Annotated in this window: 16 protein-coding genes and 1 riboswitch; of the genes, 10 read left to right on the top strand and 6 right to left on the bottom strand. The window is 74.3% G+C overall.

What is annotated here, in order from left to right; translation table 11 throughout:
• Positions 1-36: 36 nt before the first annotated feature.
• Complete coding sequence (locus V5D56_RS01500; protein WP_435737299.1) at positions 37-303, bottom strand: DUF4235 domain-containing protein; 267 nt, start codon at positions 301-303, stop codon at positions 37-39.
• A 296-nt stretch (positions 304-599) separates the two neighbouring features.
• Here V5D56_RS01500 and V5D56_RS01495 point away from each other — a divergent pair, with 296 nt between their 5' ends.
• From V5D56_RS01495 to V5D56_RS01470, 6 genes are all read left to right on the top strand, one after another.
• The gene (locus V5D56_RS01495; RefSeq protein WP_435737298.1) at positions 600-941 is read left to right on the top strand and encodes a PadR family transcriptional regulator; all 342 of its coding nucleotides are present in this window, start codon (positions 600-602) and stop codon (positions 939-941) included.
• Positions 938-1,306: a hypothetical protein gene (locus V5D56_RS01490; protein ID WP_435737297.1), complete on the top strand. Its 369-nt coding sequence runs from the start codon at positions 938-940 to the stop codon at positions 1,304-1,306. The genes V5D56_RS01495 and V5D56_RS01490 overlap by 4 nt, the downstream gene beginning before the upstream one ends.
• A 6-nt stretch (positions 1,307-1,312) precedes the next feature.
• Positions 1,313-1,416: riboswitch (TPP riboswitch) on the top strand.
• Positions 1,417-1,479: 63 nt separating this feature from the next.
• Entirely contained in the window at positions 1,480-2,568 is a 1,089-nt protein-coding gene (locus V5D56_RS01485; RefSeq protein WP_435737296.1) for a thiamine ABC transporter substrate-binding protein, read from the top strand.
• 104 nt (positions 2,569-2,672) lie between these two features.
• On the top strand, positions 2,673-4,427 hold the full coding sequence (locus V5D56_RS01480; RefSeq protein WP_435737295.1) for an ABC transporter permease: 1,755 nt from the start codon (positions 2,673-2,675) through the stop codon (positions 4,425-4,427).
• Positions 4,427-5,632, top strand: coding sequence for an ABC transporter ATP-binding protein (locus tag V5D56_RS01475; RefSeq protein ID WP_435737294.1), 1,206 nt, complete (start codon positions 4,427-4,429; stop codon positions 5,630-5,632). Before V5D56_RS01480 ends, V5D56_RS01475 begins: the two co-directional genes overlap by 1 nt.
• A gap of 59 nt (positions 5,633-5,691) precedes the next feature.
• A complete protein-coding gene (locus V5D56_RS01470) occupies positions 5,692-6,012 on the top strand; it encodes a DUF4235 domain-containing protein (protein ID WP_435737293.1) in 321 nt (106 codons plus the stop codon).
• A 36-nt stretch (positions 6,013-6,048) separates the two neighbouring features.
• Here V5D56_RS01470 and V5D56_RS01465 read toward each other — a convergent pair whose 3' ends face one another.
• Positions 6,049-6,735, bottom strand: coding sequence for a response regulator (locus tag V5D56_RS01465; protein WP_435737292.1), 687 nt, complete (start codon positions 6,733-6,735; stop codon positions 6,049-6,051).
• Entirely contained in the window at positions 6,732-8,048 is a 1,317-nt protein-coding gene (locus V5D56_RS01460) for a sensor histidine kinase (RefSeq protein WP_435737291.1), read from the bottom strand. Before V5D56_RS01460 ends, V5D56_RS01465 begins: the two co-directional genes overlap by 4 nt.
• A 203-nt stretch (positions 8,049-8,251) precedes the next feature.
• Between V5D56_RS01460 and V5D56_RS01455 the strand changes: the two genes are divergently transcribed.
• From V5D56_RS01455 to V5D56_RS01445, 3 genes are all read left to right on the top strand, one after another.
• Positions 8,252-8,785: a DUF6069 family protein gene (locus tag V5D56_RS01455; protein ID WP_435737290.1), complete on the top strand. Its 534-nt coding sequence runs from the start codon at positions 8,252-8,254 to the stop codon at positions 8,783-8,785.
• 484 nt (positions 8,786-9,269) lie between these two features.
• Positions 9,270-9,890: a dihydrofolate reductase family protein gene (locus V5D56_RS01450; RefSeq protein WP_435737289.1), complete on the top strand. Its 621-nt coding sequence runs from the start codon at positions 9,270-9,272 to the stop codon at positions 9,888-9,890.
• Positions 9,891-9,995: 105 nt separating this feature from the next.
• Positions 9,996-10,391, top strand: coding sequence for a hypothetical protein (locus V5D56_RS01445; RefSeq protein WP_435737288.1), 396 nt, complete (start codon positions 9,996-9,998; stop codon positions 10,389-10,391).
• A gap of 97 nt (positions 10,392-10,488) precedes the next feature.
• Here V5D56_RS01445 and pgi read toward each other — a convergent pair whose 3' ends face one another.
• Positions 10,489-12,216 carry a glucose-6-phosphate isomerase gene (gene pgi, locus V5D56_RS01440; protein WP_435737287.1) on the bottom strand — a complete coding sequence of 576 codons (1,728 nt, stop codon included), beginning with the start codon at positions 12,214-12,216 and terminating at the stop codon, positions 10,489-10,491.
• A 232-nt stretch (positions 12,217-12,448) separates the two neighbouring features.
• Between pgi and V5D56_RS01435 the strand changes: the two genes are divergently transcribed.
• Positions 12,449-13,027 (top strand): dienelactone hydrolase family protein, encoded by a 579-nt coding sequence (locus V5D56_RS01435; protein WP_435737286.1) that lies wholly within the window; start codon positions 12,449-12,451, stop codon positions 13,025-13,027.
• A 24-nt stretch (positions 13,028-13,051) separates the two neighbouring features.
• Here the strand turns inward: V5D56_RS01435 and V5D56_RS01430 are convergent, their stop codons facing one another.
• Positions 13,052-14,209, bottom strand: a complete 1,158-nt coding sequence (locus V5D56_RS01430) for a GNAT family N-acetyltransferase (RefSeq protein ID WP_435737285.1) — start codon at positions 14,207-14,209, stop codon at positions 13,052-13,054.
• A complete protein-coding gene (locus V5D56_RS01425; RefSeq protein ID WP_435737284.1) occupies positions 14,206-15,438 on the bottom strand; it encodes an N-acetyltransferase family protein in 1,233 nt (410 codons plus the stop codon). The genes V5D56_RS01430 and V5D56_RS01425 overlap by 4 nt, the downstream gene beginning before the upstream one ends.
• Positions 15,439-15,566 lie beyond the last annotated feature (128 nt).

Below are 15,566 nucleotides of genomic sequence, written 5' to 3'. Positions count from 1 at the left end.
GGGCCTGGGTCACGGCGGGCCGGTCCCGGGGCCGGTTCAGGAGAGGAAGCGCGTCACGACGCGCTTGGCCTCCTTGCCGGCGAACCGGCGGGCGAGGACGCCGACCCCTGCGGCGACGGCGGCGAACGTGACGGCCGAGACGATGCCGACCTCCTCGTCGTCGAGGTCCTTCGGGGCGTCGTGCCCGGTGACCTTCGCCCAGACGACCGTGACGAGCTTCTGCGCCGCCCAGCCGGCCGCGAACGTCAGCGCGACGGTCCCTACCTTGACGGCGAGAGTGGCCTTCTCCTCGGTGTCTGCCACGGGTGCTCCTCCATCGGTCGGCGGCCCGGCGGTGCCCGGGTGTGCTGCGACCACCGTAGTAGGAAGTCCGGCGCCGGCGCGCGTGCGCCGTGAGATGCGAGAAGTTGTCCCGCGGGCGACGCCGGCCAGGACCACTTCTCGCATCTCGTCGGGTGGTCCTGCGCACCACGACCCAGGGCGCGTGCACGGCGCTTCCAGGGCCGCTCCCGTCCCGTCCGTGGTGTGGTCGATCCGCCGACCTATGCATCACGCAACAATAGGTAGAGATTCACACTAGCAAGCCCTACGCTTCCCGTATGGCGTCGACGGACACGGTCGAGAACGTGCAGCGGGCGGTGCTCCCGACCGCGGTGCTGTCCGCTCTCCAGGTGTCCCCGAACCACGGGTATGCGCTGGTGGCCCAGCTCCGTTCCGCAGGGTTCACCGGGGTGCAGGGCGGGACGCTCTACCCCCTCCTGCGGGAGCTCGAGCACCACGGGCTGCTGACGTCCCGCTGGGACGTCGACGGCTCGGGCCCGGCACGCAAGGTGGTCGAGCTGACGGAACGCGGCGCCCAGCGGCTGCGCGACGACCACGAGGCGATCCGTACGGTGCTGGCGCAGCTCGACGCGCTGGCGGACAGGGGGGAGAGGGCATGACGTACCAACGGGACCTGGCGTTCGCGCTGCGCCTTCGAGGCGTTGCGGAGAAGGACGTCGCCGACATCGTCGCGGAGGTGGACGCCCACGCGCAGGAGGGCATCGTGCTCGAGGAGTTCTTCGGGGCGCCCGACGAGTACGCCGCACGATTCCCCGAGGGACCCAAGCGGCTGCGCGACGCGGCGTGGTGGACCAAGGTCAGCGCCGTCGTCGCCGTCGTGTGGATCGTCGCCGTCACGGTGGTGGCTGCGCTCGGCGTCGACCTGCCGGTCCGGTTCGGCGTCATCGCCCTGTGGCCGGCGCTCGGCCTGATGGTGCTGGGCATGGTCGTCGACATCGTCTGGGCCCACCGCCGCCCGGTGTAGGCTCCACGGGAACGACAGGGGAGCTCCTGAGGAGCTGAGAGTGCGGACCACCGCAGACCCTCGAACCTGATCCGGTTAGCACCGGTGGAGGAAGTCGGGATCTCGATCACCCGTCCGCGTCGGCACGGCCGTCGCGTGCGGATGGACCCCTCCTGAACGTCCTGGGAGGACACATGCAGCACACCACCCGCCGTCGGGCGCCACGGTCCGGCCGGCACGTCACGACGGCGTCCCTCGCCGTGGTCACGCTCCTCGCGGCCGCCGCGTGCAGCGGGGGCGACGACGCGGCCGGGGGCGACGACGCGTCGTCGGGCACCGTGACCCTCGTGACGCACGACTCCTTCGCCGTGAGCGACGACGTGCTCGCCGCGTTCGAGGAGGAGAGCGGGCTCACCGTCGAGCAGGTCGCGCCCGGCGACGGCGGCGCGCTCGTCAACCAGCTCGTGCTCACGAAGGGATCGCCGCTCGGCGACGTCGTCTTCGGGATCGACAACTCCTTCGCGACGCGGGCGATCGACGAGGGCGTGCTCGACCCGTACACGCCCGCCGACCTGCCGGCGTCGGCCGAGCAGTACGCCGTGGGCGACGGCGAGCTCACGCCGGTCGACCTCGGCGACGTGTGCGTCAACGTCGACCACACCTGGTTCACCGAGCAGGGCGTCCCCGAGCCCGTGACGCTCGATGACCTCACGGAGCCCGAGTACCGCGACCTGCTCGTCGTGACCAACCCCGCGACGTCGTCGCCCGGCCTGGCCTTCCTCCTCGCGACCGTCGGTGCGTTCGGCGAGGACGGGTGGGAGCAGTACTGGGCCGACCTGCGTGCCAACGGCGTCAAGGTCGTCGACGGCTGGTCCGACGCGTACTCCGTCGACTTCTCCGGCGGCGAGGGCGCGGGCGACCGGCCGCTGGTCCTGTCGTACTCCACCTCGCCCGCGTTCACGGTCTCGGAGGACGGGACGTCGTCCACGACGGGCGCGCTGCTCGAGACGTGCTTCCGCCAGGTCGAGTACGCGGGCGTCCTCGCCGGGGCCGAGAACCCCGAGGGCGCGCAGCAGCTCGTCGACTTCCTCGTGAGCGAGACGTTCCAGGCCGACGTCCCGGGCCAGATGTACATGTACCCCGTCGACGACACCGTCGCGCTGCCCGCCGAGTGGGAGCAGTTCGCGCCGCTCTCCGACGATCCGTTCGAGGTGGCACCCGAGGACATCGACGCGCACCGCGACGAGTGGATCAAGGCGTGGACGGCGACGGTCGTCGACTGACCACCGCCCGGCCGCCTGCCGAACACGGGGTTGTCCACCGGTCTCGCCGGAATCCGGTGGGCAACCCCGTGCTCGGGGGTGGATGGTCCCGTGCTCGGCGCGGGGTGCTGTGGGGGGTCGCGGCGGCGGTGCCGCTCGCGTTCCTCGGCGTGTTCTTCGTGTGGCCGGTGGTGTCGCTCGTGGCGCGCGGGTTCGTGGGGTCCGACGGCGGCCTCGACCTCTCGGGGTTCGCGGAGGTGTTTTCCGCTCCCCGGACGTGGCGGATCGTCGGGCTGACGCTGTGGCAGGCCGTGCTCGGCACGACGTTCTCCCTGCTGCTCGGGGTTCCCGGCGCGTACGTGCTGTACCGGTGCCGGTTCCGCGGGCGTCGCGTCCTGCGCGCGCTCGTCACCGTGCCGTTCGTGCTCCCCACGGTCGTCGTGGGCGTCGCGTTCCGCACGCTGCTCGTCGACGGCGGGCCGCTCGGGTTCCTGCGGCTCGACGGGACGTTCGCCGCGATCGTCGTGGCGCTCGTGTTCTTCAACTACTCGGTCGTCGTGCGCACGGTCGGCGGGCTGTGGGAGCACCTCGACCCGCGTGCCGAGCAGGCCGCGCGCGCGCTCGGCGCGACGCCGTGGCGCGCGTTCCGGACCGTCACCCTGCCCGCCCTGGCCCCGGCGATCGCGAGCGCCGCGTCCATCGTGTTCCTCTTCTGCGCGACGGCTTTCGGCGTCGTCCTCGTGCTCGGCGGCATCCGCTACGGCACGATCGAGACGGAGATCTGGATCCAGACGACCCAGTTCCTCGACCTGCGCACCGCCGCGGTCCTGTCGGTCGTGCAGCTCGCTGTGGTCGTCGCGGCGCTCGCGGTCGCGAACCGCACGCGCGCCCGGCGCGAGCGGGCGCTGACGCTCACCGCCGCGTCGAGCGCCGCGCACCCGCTGCGCCTGTGGCAGCGCGGACCGGCTGGCGGGCCGGTTGGCGGACCGGCCGGTGGATCGACGGGTGGCTCGGCAGGCGGCCTTGCGCGCGGCCCGGTGCGCGGACGCCCCGGCGGCGACCTCCTGCCCGCCGCGCTGACCGCCGTCGTGGTCGTGGTGCTCGTCGGGCTGCCGCTCGCGACGCTCGTCGTGCGGTCGCTGCGCGTGCCGGGCGGCGGGTGGGGCCTCGACAACTACGCGAACCTCGGCACGACGGGCGGTCGCAACGCGTTGTCCGTCACCGTGTGGGAGGCGGCGGGGAACTCGCTGCGCACCGCGGCGCTCGCGACGGTGCTCGCGGTCGCGATCGGGGGTCTCGTCGCGCTCGTCGTGTCCCGGCGCCCGCGGTCGCGCACGGGCCGCCGGGCGATCGGGGCGCTCGACTCGGTGTTCATGCTCCCGCTCGGCGTCTCCGCGGTGACCGTCGGGTTCGGGTTCCTCATCACGCTCGACCGGCCGCTGGGGCTCGACGTCGACCTGCGCACCTCGGGTCTCCTGGTCCCGATCGCGCAGGCCGTCGTCGCGATCCCGCTCGTCGTGCGCACCGTGCTGCCGACGCTGCGCGCGATCGATCCCCGGCTGCGGGAGGCCGCCGCGACCCTCGGCGCCGCACCGGGCCGCGTGTTCCGCAGCGTCGACGGGCCGATCGCCGCGCGGTCGCTCGGCCTCGCGGTCGGGTTCGCGTTCGCGGTCTCGCTCGGCGAGTTCGGCGCGACGTCGTTCCTCGCGCGCCCCGACACCGCGACCCTGCCGGTCGTGATCTTCCGGCTCGTCGGCCGTCCCGGCGCCGAGAACCAGGGCATGGCGCTCGCGGCGAGCGTCGTCCTGGCCCTGCTCACCGCCGTCGTCATGCTGCTCGCCGAGCGGTTGCGCGGCGACCGCCCCGGAGGAGAGTTCTGATGGTGCAGACCGACCCGACTGCGCGGACCGTCGCGCAGGGCCCGGCGCCGCGACCCGCGCAGCACGCGGCGGACGGCGCGGGGCTCGAGGTGCGCGACGTCGTCGTGCGCTACGACGGCGCCTCGCGCCGCGACCCGCGCACGACGGCGGTCGCGGGGGTGTCGCTCGACGTCGCGCCCGGCGAGGTGCTCGCGCTGCTCGGGCCGAGCGGGTGCGGCAAGTCCAGCCTGCTGCGCGCCGTCGCGGGACTGGAACCGGTCGCCGCCGGCACGGTGCGCTTCGCGGGCGACGATCTCGCGGGCGTGCCCGTGCACCGGCGCGGGTTCGGGCTCATGTTCCAGGAGGGACAGCTGTTCCCGCACCGCGACGTCGCGGGCAACGTCGCCTACGGGATCGCGGACGTGCCGCGCGCCGAGCGCGACGACCGGGTGCGCGAGCTGCTGGGCGTCGTCGGGCTGGCGGGGTACGAGCGGCGCGCGGTGACGACGCTCAGCGGCGGCGAGCGCCAGCGCGTCGCCCTCGCGCGGTCGCTCGCTCCCCGCCCGCGCCTGCTGCTGCTCGACGAACCGCTCTCGGCGCTCGACCGGGGGCTGCGCGAGCGGCTCGCGCTCGACCTGCGCGCCGCTCTCCAGGCGACGGGCACGACGGCCGTGTTCGTCACGCACGACCACGACGAGGCCTTCACCGTGGCCGACCGCGTCGCGGTCATGGACGCCGGCCGCGTGCTCCAGGTCGCGCCGCCGGAGGAGCTGTGGCGCGAGCCGTCGTCGCGCCGCGTCGCCGAGTTCCTGGGCTACCAGGCGTTCCTCCCGCTCTCCGACCTGGCAGGCCGCGAGCTCACCGGGGTGTCCCCTCACCCTGACGCGCGCGACGGGATGCTGGCGGTCGGGCCGCGGGGGCTGCGCGTCGCCGGGACGCCGGACGTGTCGGGGTCGCCGGTCCACGGGGTGGCCGCTCGCCCTGGCCCGTGGCGCGGGACGGTCGTCGGGAGCGTGTTCCGTCGGGGCGCGACGGAGGTCACGGTCGACGTCGCGCTCCCGGGCAGCGCGGGTAGCGCGGGTAGCGCGGGCGGCGTGGGCGGCGCGGGCACTGTCCGCGTCGTCGCGCTCGCAGGGCGCGAGGCGGGCGAGGCGATCGCCTGGGTGCCGGGCCACGAGGTCGACGTCGCGCTCGACCCCGCCGGGTGCGCCGTCGTGCCGGCCTGAGCACGACGACCCGACCCGTTCGGCGCGCGACGACGCCAGGCTGGTCCTAGCGTCGAGGGATGAGCGACGCATCGATCGGCGAGAACCTGCCCGAGAAGGGTGGCAGCAAGTCTGCGAAGATCCTCTACCGACCCGTCGGGCTCGTGAGCTCGATCGTCGGTGGCCTCGTCGCGGGTCAGGTGTTCAAGCAGGTGTACAAGCGCGTGGCGCCCGGGGACCGCAAGGACGCCCCGAGCCCTCTCCAGTCGGAGTACCCGCTCAAGGAGATCCTGCTCGCCGCCCTCATCCAGGGGGCGATCTACGCCGCGGTCAAGGCGCTCATCGACCGCGGCGGTGCCCGCGCGTTCGAGCGCTGGACGGGCGAGTGGCCCGGCGACTGACCGAGCGAAACCGTGGTCGGCGGGGTGCGCTCGCGCTCAGGTCCGGGCGTCTGCGCCGGCGTCGTGGACGACGAGCGCCACCTGGGTCCGGTTCTCGACGCCCAGCTTGAGCAGCACGTTCGACACGTGGGCCTTGACGGTCGGGACCGAGAGGTAGAGGCGTGCCGCGATCTCGGCGTTGCTCGCTCCGCGCCCGATCTCGACCGCCACGTCCCGCTCGCGCGCGGTGAGACGGCCCAGCGTCGCGAGCGCCCGCTCGCGCGCGCCTCCCGCCGAGGCCGCGGACGTCATGAGCCGCCGCGCGATCGCGGGCGAGAGCACGGGTTCGCCGGCGGCCGCGGCGAGCACCGCGGCGACGATCCGCTCGGGTGCCATGTCCTTGAGCAGGTAGCCCGACGCCCCGGCGTGCAGCGCGCCCGCGACCTCCTCCTCGGAGTCGAAGGTCGTGAGCACGACGACGGCCGGTGCGTCCGACCGTGCCCGCACCCGCCGCGTCGCCTCGATCCCGTCGACGCCGGGCATCCGCAGGTCCATGAGCACGACGTCGGCCGGGTGCGCGTCGAGCACGCCCGCCACCGCGCCGCCGTCTCCGGCCTCGCCCACGACCTCGATGCCGCTCGCCCCGTCGAGCATCATCCGCAGCCCGGAGCGCACGAGCGCGTCGTCGTCGACGACGACGAGGCGTGTGCGCCGGGGCTGCCCCGTCGGCGTGTCGGCGCTCATGCGCCCCACGGTAGCCGGGCGTCGAGGACCCAGCCGGCGTCGTCCAGGCCGTCGCGGGGCCCGGCGTCGAGCCGTCCGCCCAGCAGGTCGACGCGCTCGCGCAGGCCGACGAGGCCCGTCCCCGTGCCTACCCCGACGGCGGGGGGAGCGGCGGGCACGAGGCGAGCGCCGGCGTCGGACACCACGACGCGCACCTCGCCGGGCGACACCGCGACCCGCAGCGCCACCGGGCTGCCGGGCGCATGGCGCCGGGCGTTCGTCAGGCCCTCCTGCGCGACGCGGTACGCCGCGACGGCGACCGCGGGCGGCGGCACGACGTCGCCCGTGCGCTCGTAGGCCACGTCGCCTCCCGCCGCGCGGACCTCGGCGACGAGCCGGTCGACGTCGGGCAGCGTCGGCTGCGGCGCGAGCCGGACCTCGTCCACCGGGCGGCCGTCGTCGGGCAGGTCGCGGAGCACCCGGACGACGTCGCGTAGGTCGTCGAGCGCCGCGCTCACGCCCTCGCGCACGAGCGCCGCGGCGGCCGCGAGCCGCTCGGGCGGGGCGTCGGGACGGTACTCGAGCGCGCCCGCCGTCGAGGCGAGGAGCGACAGGCGGTGGGCGAGCGTGTCGTGCATCTCGCGCGCGATGCGTGTGCGCTCGGCGAGGCGGGCCTCGACGACGCGACGCTCGGCGTCGGCCTCGGCCCGGCGTGCGCGCCCGCGCAGGGACTGCAGAAGCTCGGCGCGTGCCTGCCAGTACGCACCCCAGCCGAGGAGGGCCGCGTGGACGGCGAGATCGCAGAGCAGCCACCAGCCGAGCGGCAGGGCGACGTCACGCCACAGCGCCTGGACGGCGTGGCCCGCGAACCCGGCGAGCGCGACCGGCAGCGCGGTCCGCACCGGGTACCAGCGCGCGACGTGCAGCGTCGCGACGGTCGACGCGGGCGTCGCGGCGCCGGACACCGCGACGAGCGCCGCAAGGGCGACGGCCACCGGGACCGGACGTCGCGTCCACAGCAGAGGGAGCGCAGCGACTGCGGCGACCGCCACGGCGACGTCGAGCGCCGCCGCGGGCGACGCGTCCGCGTCGAGGAGCGGCACGAGCGACAGGAGCGTGAGCACCGCGACAGCGGCCCACGCCGCGACGACCCACGACCACGGCATGACGCGGGCCGTCGGGTCGTGGCGCGCGGAGGAGGTTGCGAGGACCGGGGGACCGGCAAGAGGCGCGCAGTCGAGGGCGGGGGCGGTCGTCGGGGTGATGGTCGGGTCGACGGCCGCGGTGACGGCTGGACCGCGCGGGACCTGGTAGTTCGGACGGGGAGTGCTCATGTCGGTGACGCTAGGCGGCACGGCCCCCGGGCGGACACCGACCAAGGTCGGGGGTCGCTGTCGGCCCGTAGGGGGTCGCCCCCGCCTCCGGGCGGGCCGGCCGCCGACGTCGGACGGGCGCGGCCGCGTCGTATATCGCGGCAGCGTGGGGGCGTCGGCACGAGGCCGGCCGCGGCTCCGGCCGCGTGACGAAGGAGGCCATCATGTCCACGTCGCAGAGCTCGTCCCGCCCGCTCGGGACCTCGCCCACCCGGGCCGACTCGGGTCCGAGCACCGTCGGAGTCCGGCCGGACAGCGGGTCCGCCCCGACCGCGCCCGGCGTCAGTCCGGGCGGCGGGTCCGCCCAGGCCGCACCCGATGCCCGACGACGTGTGCCCCGCTGGTCCGTCCCGCTCGCCGCCGCGGTGGTCGCCGCGGCCGTGTGGCTCGTCGGGACGGCCGCCGGGGTGGACGTCGGGGCGCGGTCGGGCGCGGCGACCCAGGAGGTCGGGTTGGGCGCGGTGGTCGTGGTCACGCTCGTCGTCGGGTGCGCCGGGTGGGGCGTGCGCGCGCTGCTCGGGCGGCTCCGCGCGTCGACCCCGGGGCGCGGTGAGCGGGCCTGGCTCGTGACGTGCGCCGTCGTGCTGCTCATATCGCTGCTGGGCCCGCTCGGCGGCGCGAGCGCGGGGGCGGTCGTCGTCCTGCTCGCCGAGCACCTGGCCGTCGGCGCCGTCGTCGCCCTGGGCCTGCGCCGCTGATCGCGGGTCGCCGAACACGACCTGAGGGTCGATATCCGCCTGATGGCGACCCTCAGGTCGTTCTCGCGGGCGTGCGACGTCGTGTTCGCGAGACGGCGCGGCGTCTCGAGGTCGTCGAAGGCCTCCCGCAGCGAGACGGTCGTCTCGATCGGCCGAACCCCGGGTTATGGGCCGATCCGCGCCCTGAAGGACACGCAATCCGGGGTTCGGCAGGATGGGCTGCTGACCGATGAGTTGTGCGGCCGGGCGTGGTCCATCCCGTGTCCGTGCAGGACCCGTCCGGCCCGACCCGTTCGCACCGACCCGTTCGCACCGACCCGTTCGCACCGACCCGTTCGCACCGACCCGTTCGCACCGACCCGTTCGCACCGACCCGTTCGCACCGACCCGTTCGCACCGACCCGTTCGCACCGACCCGTTCGCACCGACCCGTTCGCACCGACCCGTTCGCACCGACCCGTTCGCACCGACCCGGAGGACTCTCATGGCGACCCTCGTCTCCACCCTGTTCATCTCGCTCGACGGCGTGGCCGAGATCGACCCGGAGTGGCACTTCCCGTACTTCGACGACAACATGGCGTCCGCGGTCGACGACGACTACCAGGAGGTCGACGTCCTGCTGCTCGGCCGTGTCACGTACGACAGCTTCGCCGGCGCGTGGCCGGACCGGGAGGCCGCGGGCGAGGAGGACGCGGAGTTCGCGAAGCGCCTCGGTGACACGCGCAAGGTCGTGGCGACGCGCGGCGACCAGGACCTCGGGTGGCGCCACGTCGAGCGGCTCGACGGCGACCTCGTCGAGGCGGTGCGCACGCTGAAGGACGAGCCCGGAACGCGCCGGATCCTCGTCGCCGGGTCGATCTCGATCGTGCGACAGCTCCTCGCGGCCGGCCTGCTCGACGAGCTGCGCCTCCTCGTCCACCCTGTCGCAGCCCGGGCGGGCGAGCGGCTGTTCGACGAGGGCGCGCCCCGCTACCCGCTGACGCTCCTGCGGTCCGAGGCGTTCCCGACGGGCGTCGTGCGGCTGATCTACGCCCCGGCCGAGGCGCCGGCGGAGACGTCGTACGAGGACGTCAAGGACAAGGTGCCGTCGGGGAACGCGGACTGATCCGTGGCGCACCCGGCCCGACTCCCGTCTCCTCCGTGTCCCGACGATCGCCAGGTGGACGGCGGCGGGGTGCAAGACCGCGGGGCGTCCCGACACGACGTGGGTATGAGGCGGACGATGCGCGTCGCGGTCCTGGTCCAGGTGGCGTCAGGGCTCCTCGTCGTGGCCGGGTGCGCGACGACAGGCGCTCCGGCGGCGTTCGTCGACCGTGCGCCGCTGGTCTCCTGCGGCGATGTGCAGCTCGACCAGGGGGAGTCCGTCCCTGACGACTTGTACCGCTGCCTCGACGACGCCGCCGCGACGGGCGCGGAGCTCGTGGTCACGATGCCGACGACCGAGGGCGACCCGATCGTGCACTACTACCGTGTCGGGCCGCAGATTGACGGGGTCGAGCTCTTCGTCGATGCGACGCGGGACGCGTTCGGGTCGCGGAGATGGGTGCACCTGCTCTGCCCGGAAGCGACGTCGGCCTCAGCGCCCGGGGAGTGCCAGGAGGCCTGAGCCCGGCCGAGCACGACCCTGCTCGCCCGCGAGCACGACCTTGGTGTCGTTATCCGACGGATAGCGACCCCAAGGTCGTGCTCGGCGCGGGCTGCGATCAGTCGCGCAGCTCGAGGTAGCGCGTGATGAGCGCCTCGGTCGAGGGGTCCTGCGCGGCGAGCGCGGCCTCGTCACCGGCGACCGCGGGCGCGATCTCGAGCGCGAGCTTCTTGCCGAGCTCGACGCCCCACTGGTCGAAGCTGTCGATGCCCCACACGATGCCCTGGACGAACGTGATGTGCTCGTACAGCGCGATGAGCTGCCCGAGGACCGACGGCGTGAGCGCCGGCGCGAGGATCGACGTCGTGGGGCGGTTGCCCGGGAAGGTCCGGGCGGAGACGAGCGCCTCGTCCGTGCCCTCGGCCCGCACCTCGTCGGCCGTCTTGCCGAACGCGAGCGCCTTCGTCTGCGCGAAGTAGTTCGCGAGGAACAGCCCGTGCACGTCGGCGCCCGGCTGGACCGCACCCCCGTCGCCGACCTCGTCCGTGAGCGGGTGTGCCGGGTTCGCCACGGCGATGAAGTCCGCCGGGATCAGCCGCGTGCCCTGGTGGATGAGCTGGTAGAACGCGTGCTGGCCGTTCGTGCCGGGCTCGCCCCAGAAGATCTCGCCGGTCTCGGTCGTCACGGGAGAGCCGTCCCAGCGCACGCGCTTGCCGTTCGACTCCATCGTCAGCTGCTGCAGGTACGCCGGGAAGCGGTGCAGGTACTGGGCGTACGGCAGCACGGCGTGCGTGTGCGCGTCGAGGAAGTTCACGTACCAGACGTTGAGCAGACCCATCAGCACGGGGACGTTCCGGTCGAACGGCGTGGTCCGCACGTGCTCGTCGATCGCGTGGAACCCCGCGAGCAGCTCGGCGAAGCGCTCGGGGCCGATCGCGATCGCGAGCGACGTGCCGATCGCCGAGTCCACCGAGTAGCGGCCGCCGACCCAGTCCCAGAAGCCGAACGCGTTCGCCGGGTCGATGCCGAACGCGGCGACCTTGTCGAGCGCCGTGGAGACCGCGACGAAGTGCTTCGCGACGGCGTCGCGCCGCGCCTCGTCGCTGTCGTCGAGCGCGCCGACGTCGGCGAGCGACGTCCACAGCCAGTCGCGCGCGAGGCGCGCGTTCGTCAGCGTCTCGAGCGTGCCGAAGGTCTTGGACGCGACGATGAACAGCGTGGTGCGCGGGTCGAGGCCCGCGGTCTTCTCCGCGACGTCGGTCGGGTCGATGTTCGAGACGAACCGGACCTCGAGGTCCTCGTGCTTGTAGGGCAGCAGCGCCTCGTACGCCATGACCGGCCCGAGGTCGGAGCCACCGATGCCGATGTTCACGACCGTCCGCACGCGCTCGCCCGTCACGCCCGTCCACTCGCCCGACCGGACGCGGTCGGCGAACTCGTACACCTTGTGCAGCTCGGCGTGCACGTCCGCGTCGACGTCCTGCCCGTCGACCACGAGGTGCTCGTCGTCGCCGAGCGGAGCGGGCCGGCGCAGCGCCGTGTGCAGGACGGCGCGGTCCTCCGTGACGTTGATGTGCTCGCCCCGGAACATCGCCTCGAGCCGGCCGCCGAGGTCCACCTCGTCCGCGAGCCGGGTGAGCAGCTCGAGCGTCTCGTCGGTGACGAGGTTCTTCGACAGGTCGACCGTGAGGTCGGCCGCCTGGTGCGTCAGCCGGTCCGCGCGCTGCGGGTCGGCGGCGAACCAGCCGCGCAGGTTCGGGTCCAGCGAGTCGCGGTGGGCGGTCAGCGCGTCCCAGGACGCGGTCGTGGTGGCGTCGACGGGAGGGGGTACGGGCGAGGTGGTCATGCGGGCCACGCTACTGACCGACGACGCCGCACGCCCACCCCGCCCGTCCCGCGAGAGGTCCGCCGCTCGCCTGACGAACGTCCCGGCGGCGGGCACGCGACCGACGCACGGGTGGGGCGGGGGCGAGCGGTGGCCCCGACCGCCGCACGAGCGGCGGGAGGTCGCGTCACGGACCACGATGGGACCGACGGTGCGGCGGCCGCGCCGCGACGAACGACGAGACGGAGGAGACATGGCCGAGGTGCTGCTGTTCCACCACACCCTGGGCGTCACGGAGGGCATCGAGGAGATCGCCGGCATCCTGCGCGACGCGGGGAACGTCGTGCACGTGCCGGATCTCTTCGAGGGCCAGACGTTCGACAGCATCGAGGACGGGATCGGGTACGCCGAGGAGCTGGGGTTCGACACGCTCGTCGACCGGGGTCGGTCGGCGGCCGACGGGTTCGGACCCGGGCTCGTCTACGCGGGCATCTCGTTCGGCGTGCTGCCCGCGCAGATGCTCGCCCAGACGCGCGCGGGCGCGAAGGGCGCCGTGCTGCTCGAGGCGTGCGTGCCCGTGTCCGAGTTCGGCGAGGCGTGGCCCGACGGCGTCCCGGTGCAGGTCCACGGGATGGACGCCGACCCGTTCTTCGTCGGCGAGGGCGACCTGGAGTCGGCGCGCGAGCTCGTGGACTCCACGCCCGACGCCGAGCTGTTCCTCTATCCCGGCGACCAGCACCTGTTCACGGACCCGAGCCTCCCGTCCTACGACCTCGAGGCGGCGGCGCTCGTGGTCGAGCGTGTCGTCCGGTTCCTCGACGGCATCCGCTGAGCGGGCAGCCGCACTGCCGGACGCTCAGTCGGTGGGCGTGTCCTCGGCGCCTGCCAGGCGAAGCTGCCACTCGGCGTCGACGCTCGCCGGGGCGAACCCGAGCGCGACGTTGATCGCGAGCATGTGCTCGTTCTCCTGCGCGTTCCACGTGTGGACGCGCCGCGAGGAGGGGCGCGAGCGGGCGAGCTCGTCGAGCACCGCGACCTTCACGAGCAGGCCGAGGCCGTGGCCGCGGTGCTCGCGCAGCACGAGCGTGTCCTCCTGGAACACGACCTCCGGCTTGTCGTGCGGGTAGGCGACCATCGAGAACCCGGACAGCGTCCCGGTCGCGACGTGCTCCGCCGCCGCGATGACGTAGCCCTGGCCGCGGTCGTGGAACTCCTTCGACGCCGTGCGCACGCGCTGCGCGTCCCACGGGTCCTCCTCGATCTCCAGGCCCGCGCTCGGGGCGTCCGTGCTCATGCGCGTCTCGAGCACGGCGAACTGGTCGATCCAGGCGTCGGGCACCTCGTCCGTCCACACGTGCACGCGGTACCCGTCCGCGCGGCGCCGGGCGTCGTCACGGAGGGCGTCCAGACGCTCCGGGGGCACGGGCAGCTCGAGCGTCGAGTGCCGCATGACCTGCTCGAGCGAGAAGCCGCGGCCGAGCACGAACGTCGTCGCGGCGTCGTGCCGGGGGATGCGGCCGCTGCCGGTCGGCGCCTCGATCGCACCCGGCCCGGGCGCAGGCTCGGGCGCGAAGGTCGAGTCGGCCATGACGACCCGTCTCCCCGCCTCGCGGGCGATCGCGAGCGCGTCCTCCCACAGCGCGCTCCCGACGCCGCGGCCGCGGTGGTCGGGGTGGACCCCCACGTGCACGATCGCGGCGTGGGTGTTCCCCTGCAGCGGCAGGGCGATCATCGACCGGCCGACGACGTCCTCGGGGCGTGGCGCCCCGTCGTCCCCGCTGCCGCCTCCGTCCACGACGGCGACCCGCCGGACCGTGCGGCGGTAGTCCCCGGCGGCCACGCCGGCGACGATCGTGCCGGCGTCGAGCGCGAGGTCGGTATGGCCGTAGACGTCACGGTCGATCGCCTCGCTGACGAGGACCGAGCCGTGCACCGCCCAGGCGTCGGGCGAGTCGAGCGACGCGAGGACGGACTCGATCCGGACCGTCGTCCCCGGACGGGTGGTGCTGCTCATGCGTCCTCCTGTGCCGTGCCGGCGAGGTCGCCGGTGCTGCTGCCGGACTTCTTCTGCCACGCCGCCCAGCCGCCCGCCGGCCGGAAGCCGAGCGCGACGTTGATCGCCAGCATGTGCTCGTTCTCCTCGGCGTTGCCGGTATGGATACGCCGCGTCTCCGGGCGGGCCTCGACCAGCGCCTCGAGGTTCGCGACCTTGACGAGCATCCCGAGCCGGCGGCCGCGGTGCTCGCGCAGGACGAGCGTGTCCTCCTGGTGCGCGAACTGGGGCCGGTCCTTCGGGTGCTCGAAGAGCGTGAAGGCGGCGAGGCCACCGGACGGCACGTGCTCCGCGACCGTCATGAGGAAGCCGTAGCCCTTGCCGCGCAGCTGGTCGACCCACGTCCGGACGCGCTGCGCGTCCCACGGGTCCTCCTCGTAGTCGACGCCGCCGACCGGCGCGTCGGTGCTCATGCGGGTGAACAGGGCGGCGACGTCGTCCACGCGCTCGTCCGGGACGTCGTCCGTCCACGTCGCGAGGCGGTAGTCCGGACCCGCAGCGGCCCGCGACTCGGACCCGAACCGCTCGAGCAGCCCGTCGGGGACGGGGAGCTCGAGGACCGAGTGCCGGTCGACCTGCTCCAGCACGTAGCCGTGCGCCAGGGCGAACCGCGTCCCGGCGGCGTCGGCGTCGACGCGCCCCGCCCCCGTCGTCGCGGCCACGGTGCCCGGGCCCGGTGCAGGCTCGGCGCCCTGCACGGTGTAGCTCAGGAGCGAGGTGCGTCCGGCCTCCGCCGCGAGACGCTCGGCGGCCGCGAGGAGCGCCGTGCCGATGCCCTGGCCGCGGGCGGACGGCCGCACCTGCGGGTACAGCTCGGCGAGCCGCGGGTTGCTCGTGGTGGGGAACGCCACGAACAGGTGCGCGACGACGTCGTCCACGGCGGGCGGCGGAGCGCCGGGCGCGAGGGCGTCCCCCCGGACGACGGCGAAGCGACGCTTCGTCGCGTACTCCTGGTGCCGCATCCCGGAGAGCACGTCGCGCGCCTCGAGCGCCATGTCGTCGTAGCCGTGCGCCGCGAGCTCGAGCTCGCGGTCGATGTCGGCGATCGCCCGGTAGGCCCACGCCTCCGGAGCGTCGGCGGACCGCACGGGCGGGTCGTCGGCGAGCACCTCGACGAGGACGAGCCCCGGGGGGAGGACGACATCGGCGGCGGTCACGGCGGTGGTGCTCGTGCTGCTCGTGCTGCTCATCCCCTCAGGGTCACGCCGACGGGGGAGGGTGTCCACGGCTTTAGTCGTGAGAGGCACGCGGCGGGGGCCCGTCCTGCGGTCGTTCGAGGACGGCGAGACACGACGACGGCCCGACCCCGAGGGGCCGG

The organism is Cellulosimicrobium sp. PMB13, from assembly GCF_051294865.1.
GTDB lineage: Bacteria > Actinomycetota > Actinomycetes > Actinomycetales > Cellulomonadaceae > Cellulosimicrobium.
The sequence above is the reverse complement of the archived record's forward strand: the minus strand, read 5'-3'. Positions and strand labels throughout refer to the sequence as shown.

Coding starts and splice junctions, on each gene's coding strand:
- V5D56_RS01495 (WP_435737298.1), top strand. CDS start 600: ATGGCGTCGACGGACACGGTCGAGAACGTGCAGCGGGCGGTGCTCCCG.
- V5D56_RS01490 (WP_435737297.1), top strand. CDS start 938: ATGACGTACCAACGGGACCTGGCGTTCGCGCTGCGCCTTCGAGGCGTT.
- V5D56_RS01485 (WP_435737296.1), top strand. CDS start 1,480: ATGCAGCACACCACCCGCCGTCGGGCGCCACGGTCCGGCCGGCACGTC.
- V5D56_RS01475 (WP_435737294.1), top strand. CDS start 4,427: ATGGTGCAGACCGACCCGACTGCGCGGACCGTCGCGCAGGGCCCGGCG.
- V5D56_RS01470 (WP_435737293.1), top strand. CDS start 5,692: ATGAGCGACGCATCGATCGGCGAGAACCTGCCCGAGAAGGGTGGCAGC.
- V5D56_RS01465 (WP_435737292.1), bottom strand. CDS start 6,735: ATGAGCGCCGACACGCCGACGGGGCAGCCCCGGCGCACACGCCTCGTC.
- V5D56_RS01460 (WP_435737291.1), bottom strand. CDS start 8,048: ATGAGCACTCCCCGTCCGAACTACCAGGTCCCGCGCGGTCCAGCCGTC.
- V5D56_RS01455 (WP_435737290.1), top strand. CDS start 8,252: ATGTCCACGTCGCAGAGCTCGTCCCGCCCGCTCGGGACCTCGCCCACC.
- V5D56_RS01450 (WP_435737289.1), top strand. CDS start 9,270: ATGGCGACCCTCGTCTCCACCCTGTTCATCTCGCTCGACGGCGTGGCC.
- V5D56_RS01445 (WP_435737288.1), top strand. CDS start 9,996: ATGAGGCGGACGATGCGCGTCGCGGTCCTGGTCCAGGTGGCGTCAGGG.
- pgi (WP_435737287.1), bottom strand. CDS start 12,216: ATGACCACCTCGCCCGTACCCCCTCCCGTCGACGCCACCACGACCGCG.
- V5D56_RS01435 (WP_435737286.1), top strand. CDS start 12,449: ATGGCCGAGGTGCTGCTGTTCCACCACACCCTGGGCGTCACGGAGGGC.
- V5D56_RS01430 (WP_435737285.1), bottom strand. CDS start 14,209: ATGAGCAGCACCACCCGTCCGGGGACGACGGTCCGGATCGAGTCCGTC.
- V5D56_RS01425 (WP_435737284.1), bottom strand. CDS start 15,438: ATGAGCAGCACGAGCAGCACGAGCACCACCGCCGTGACCGCCGCCGAT.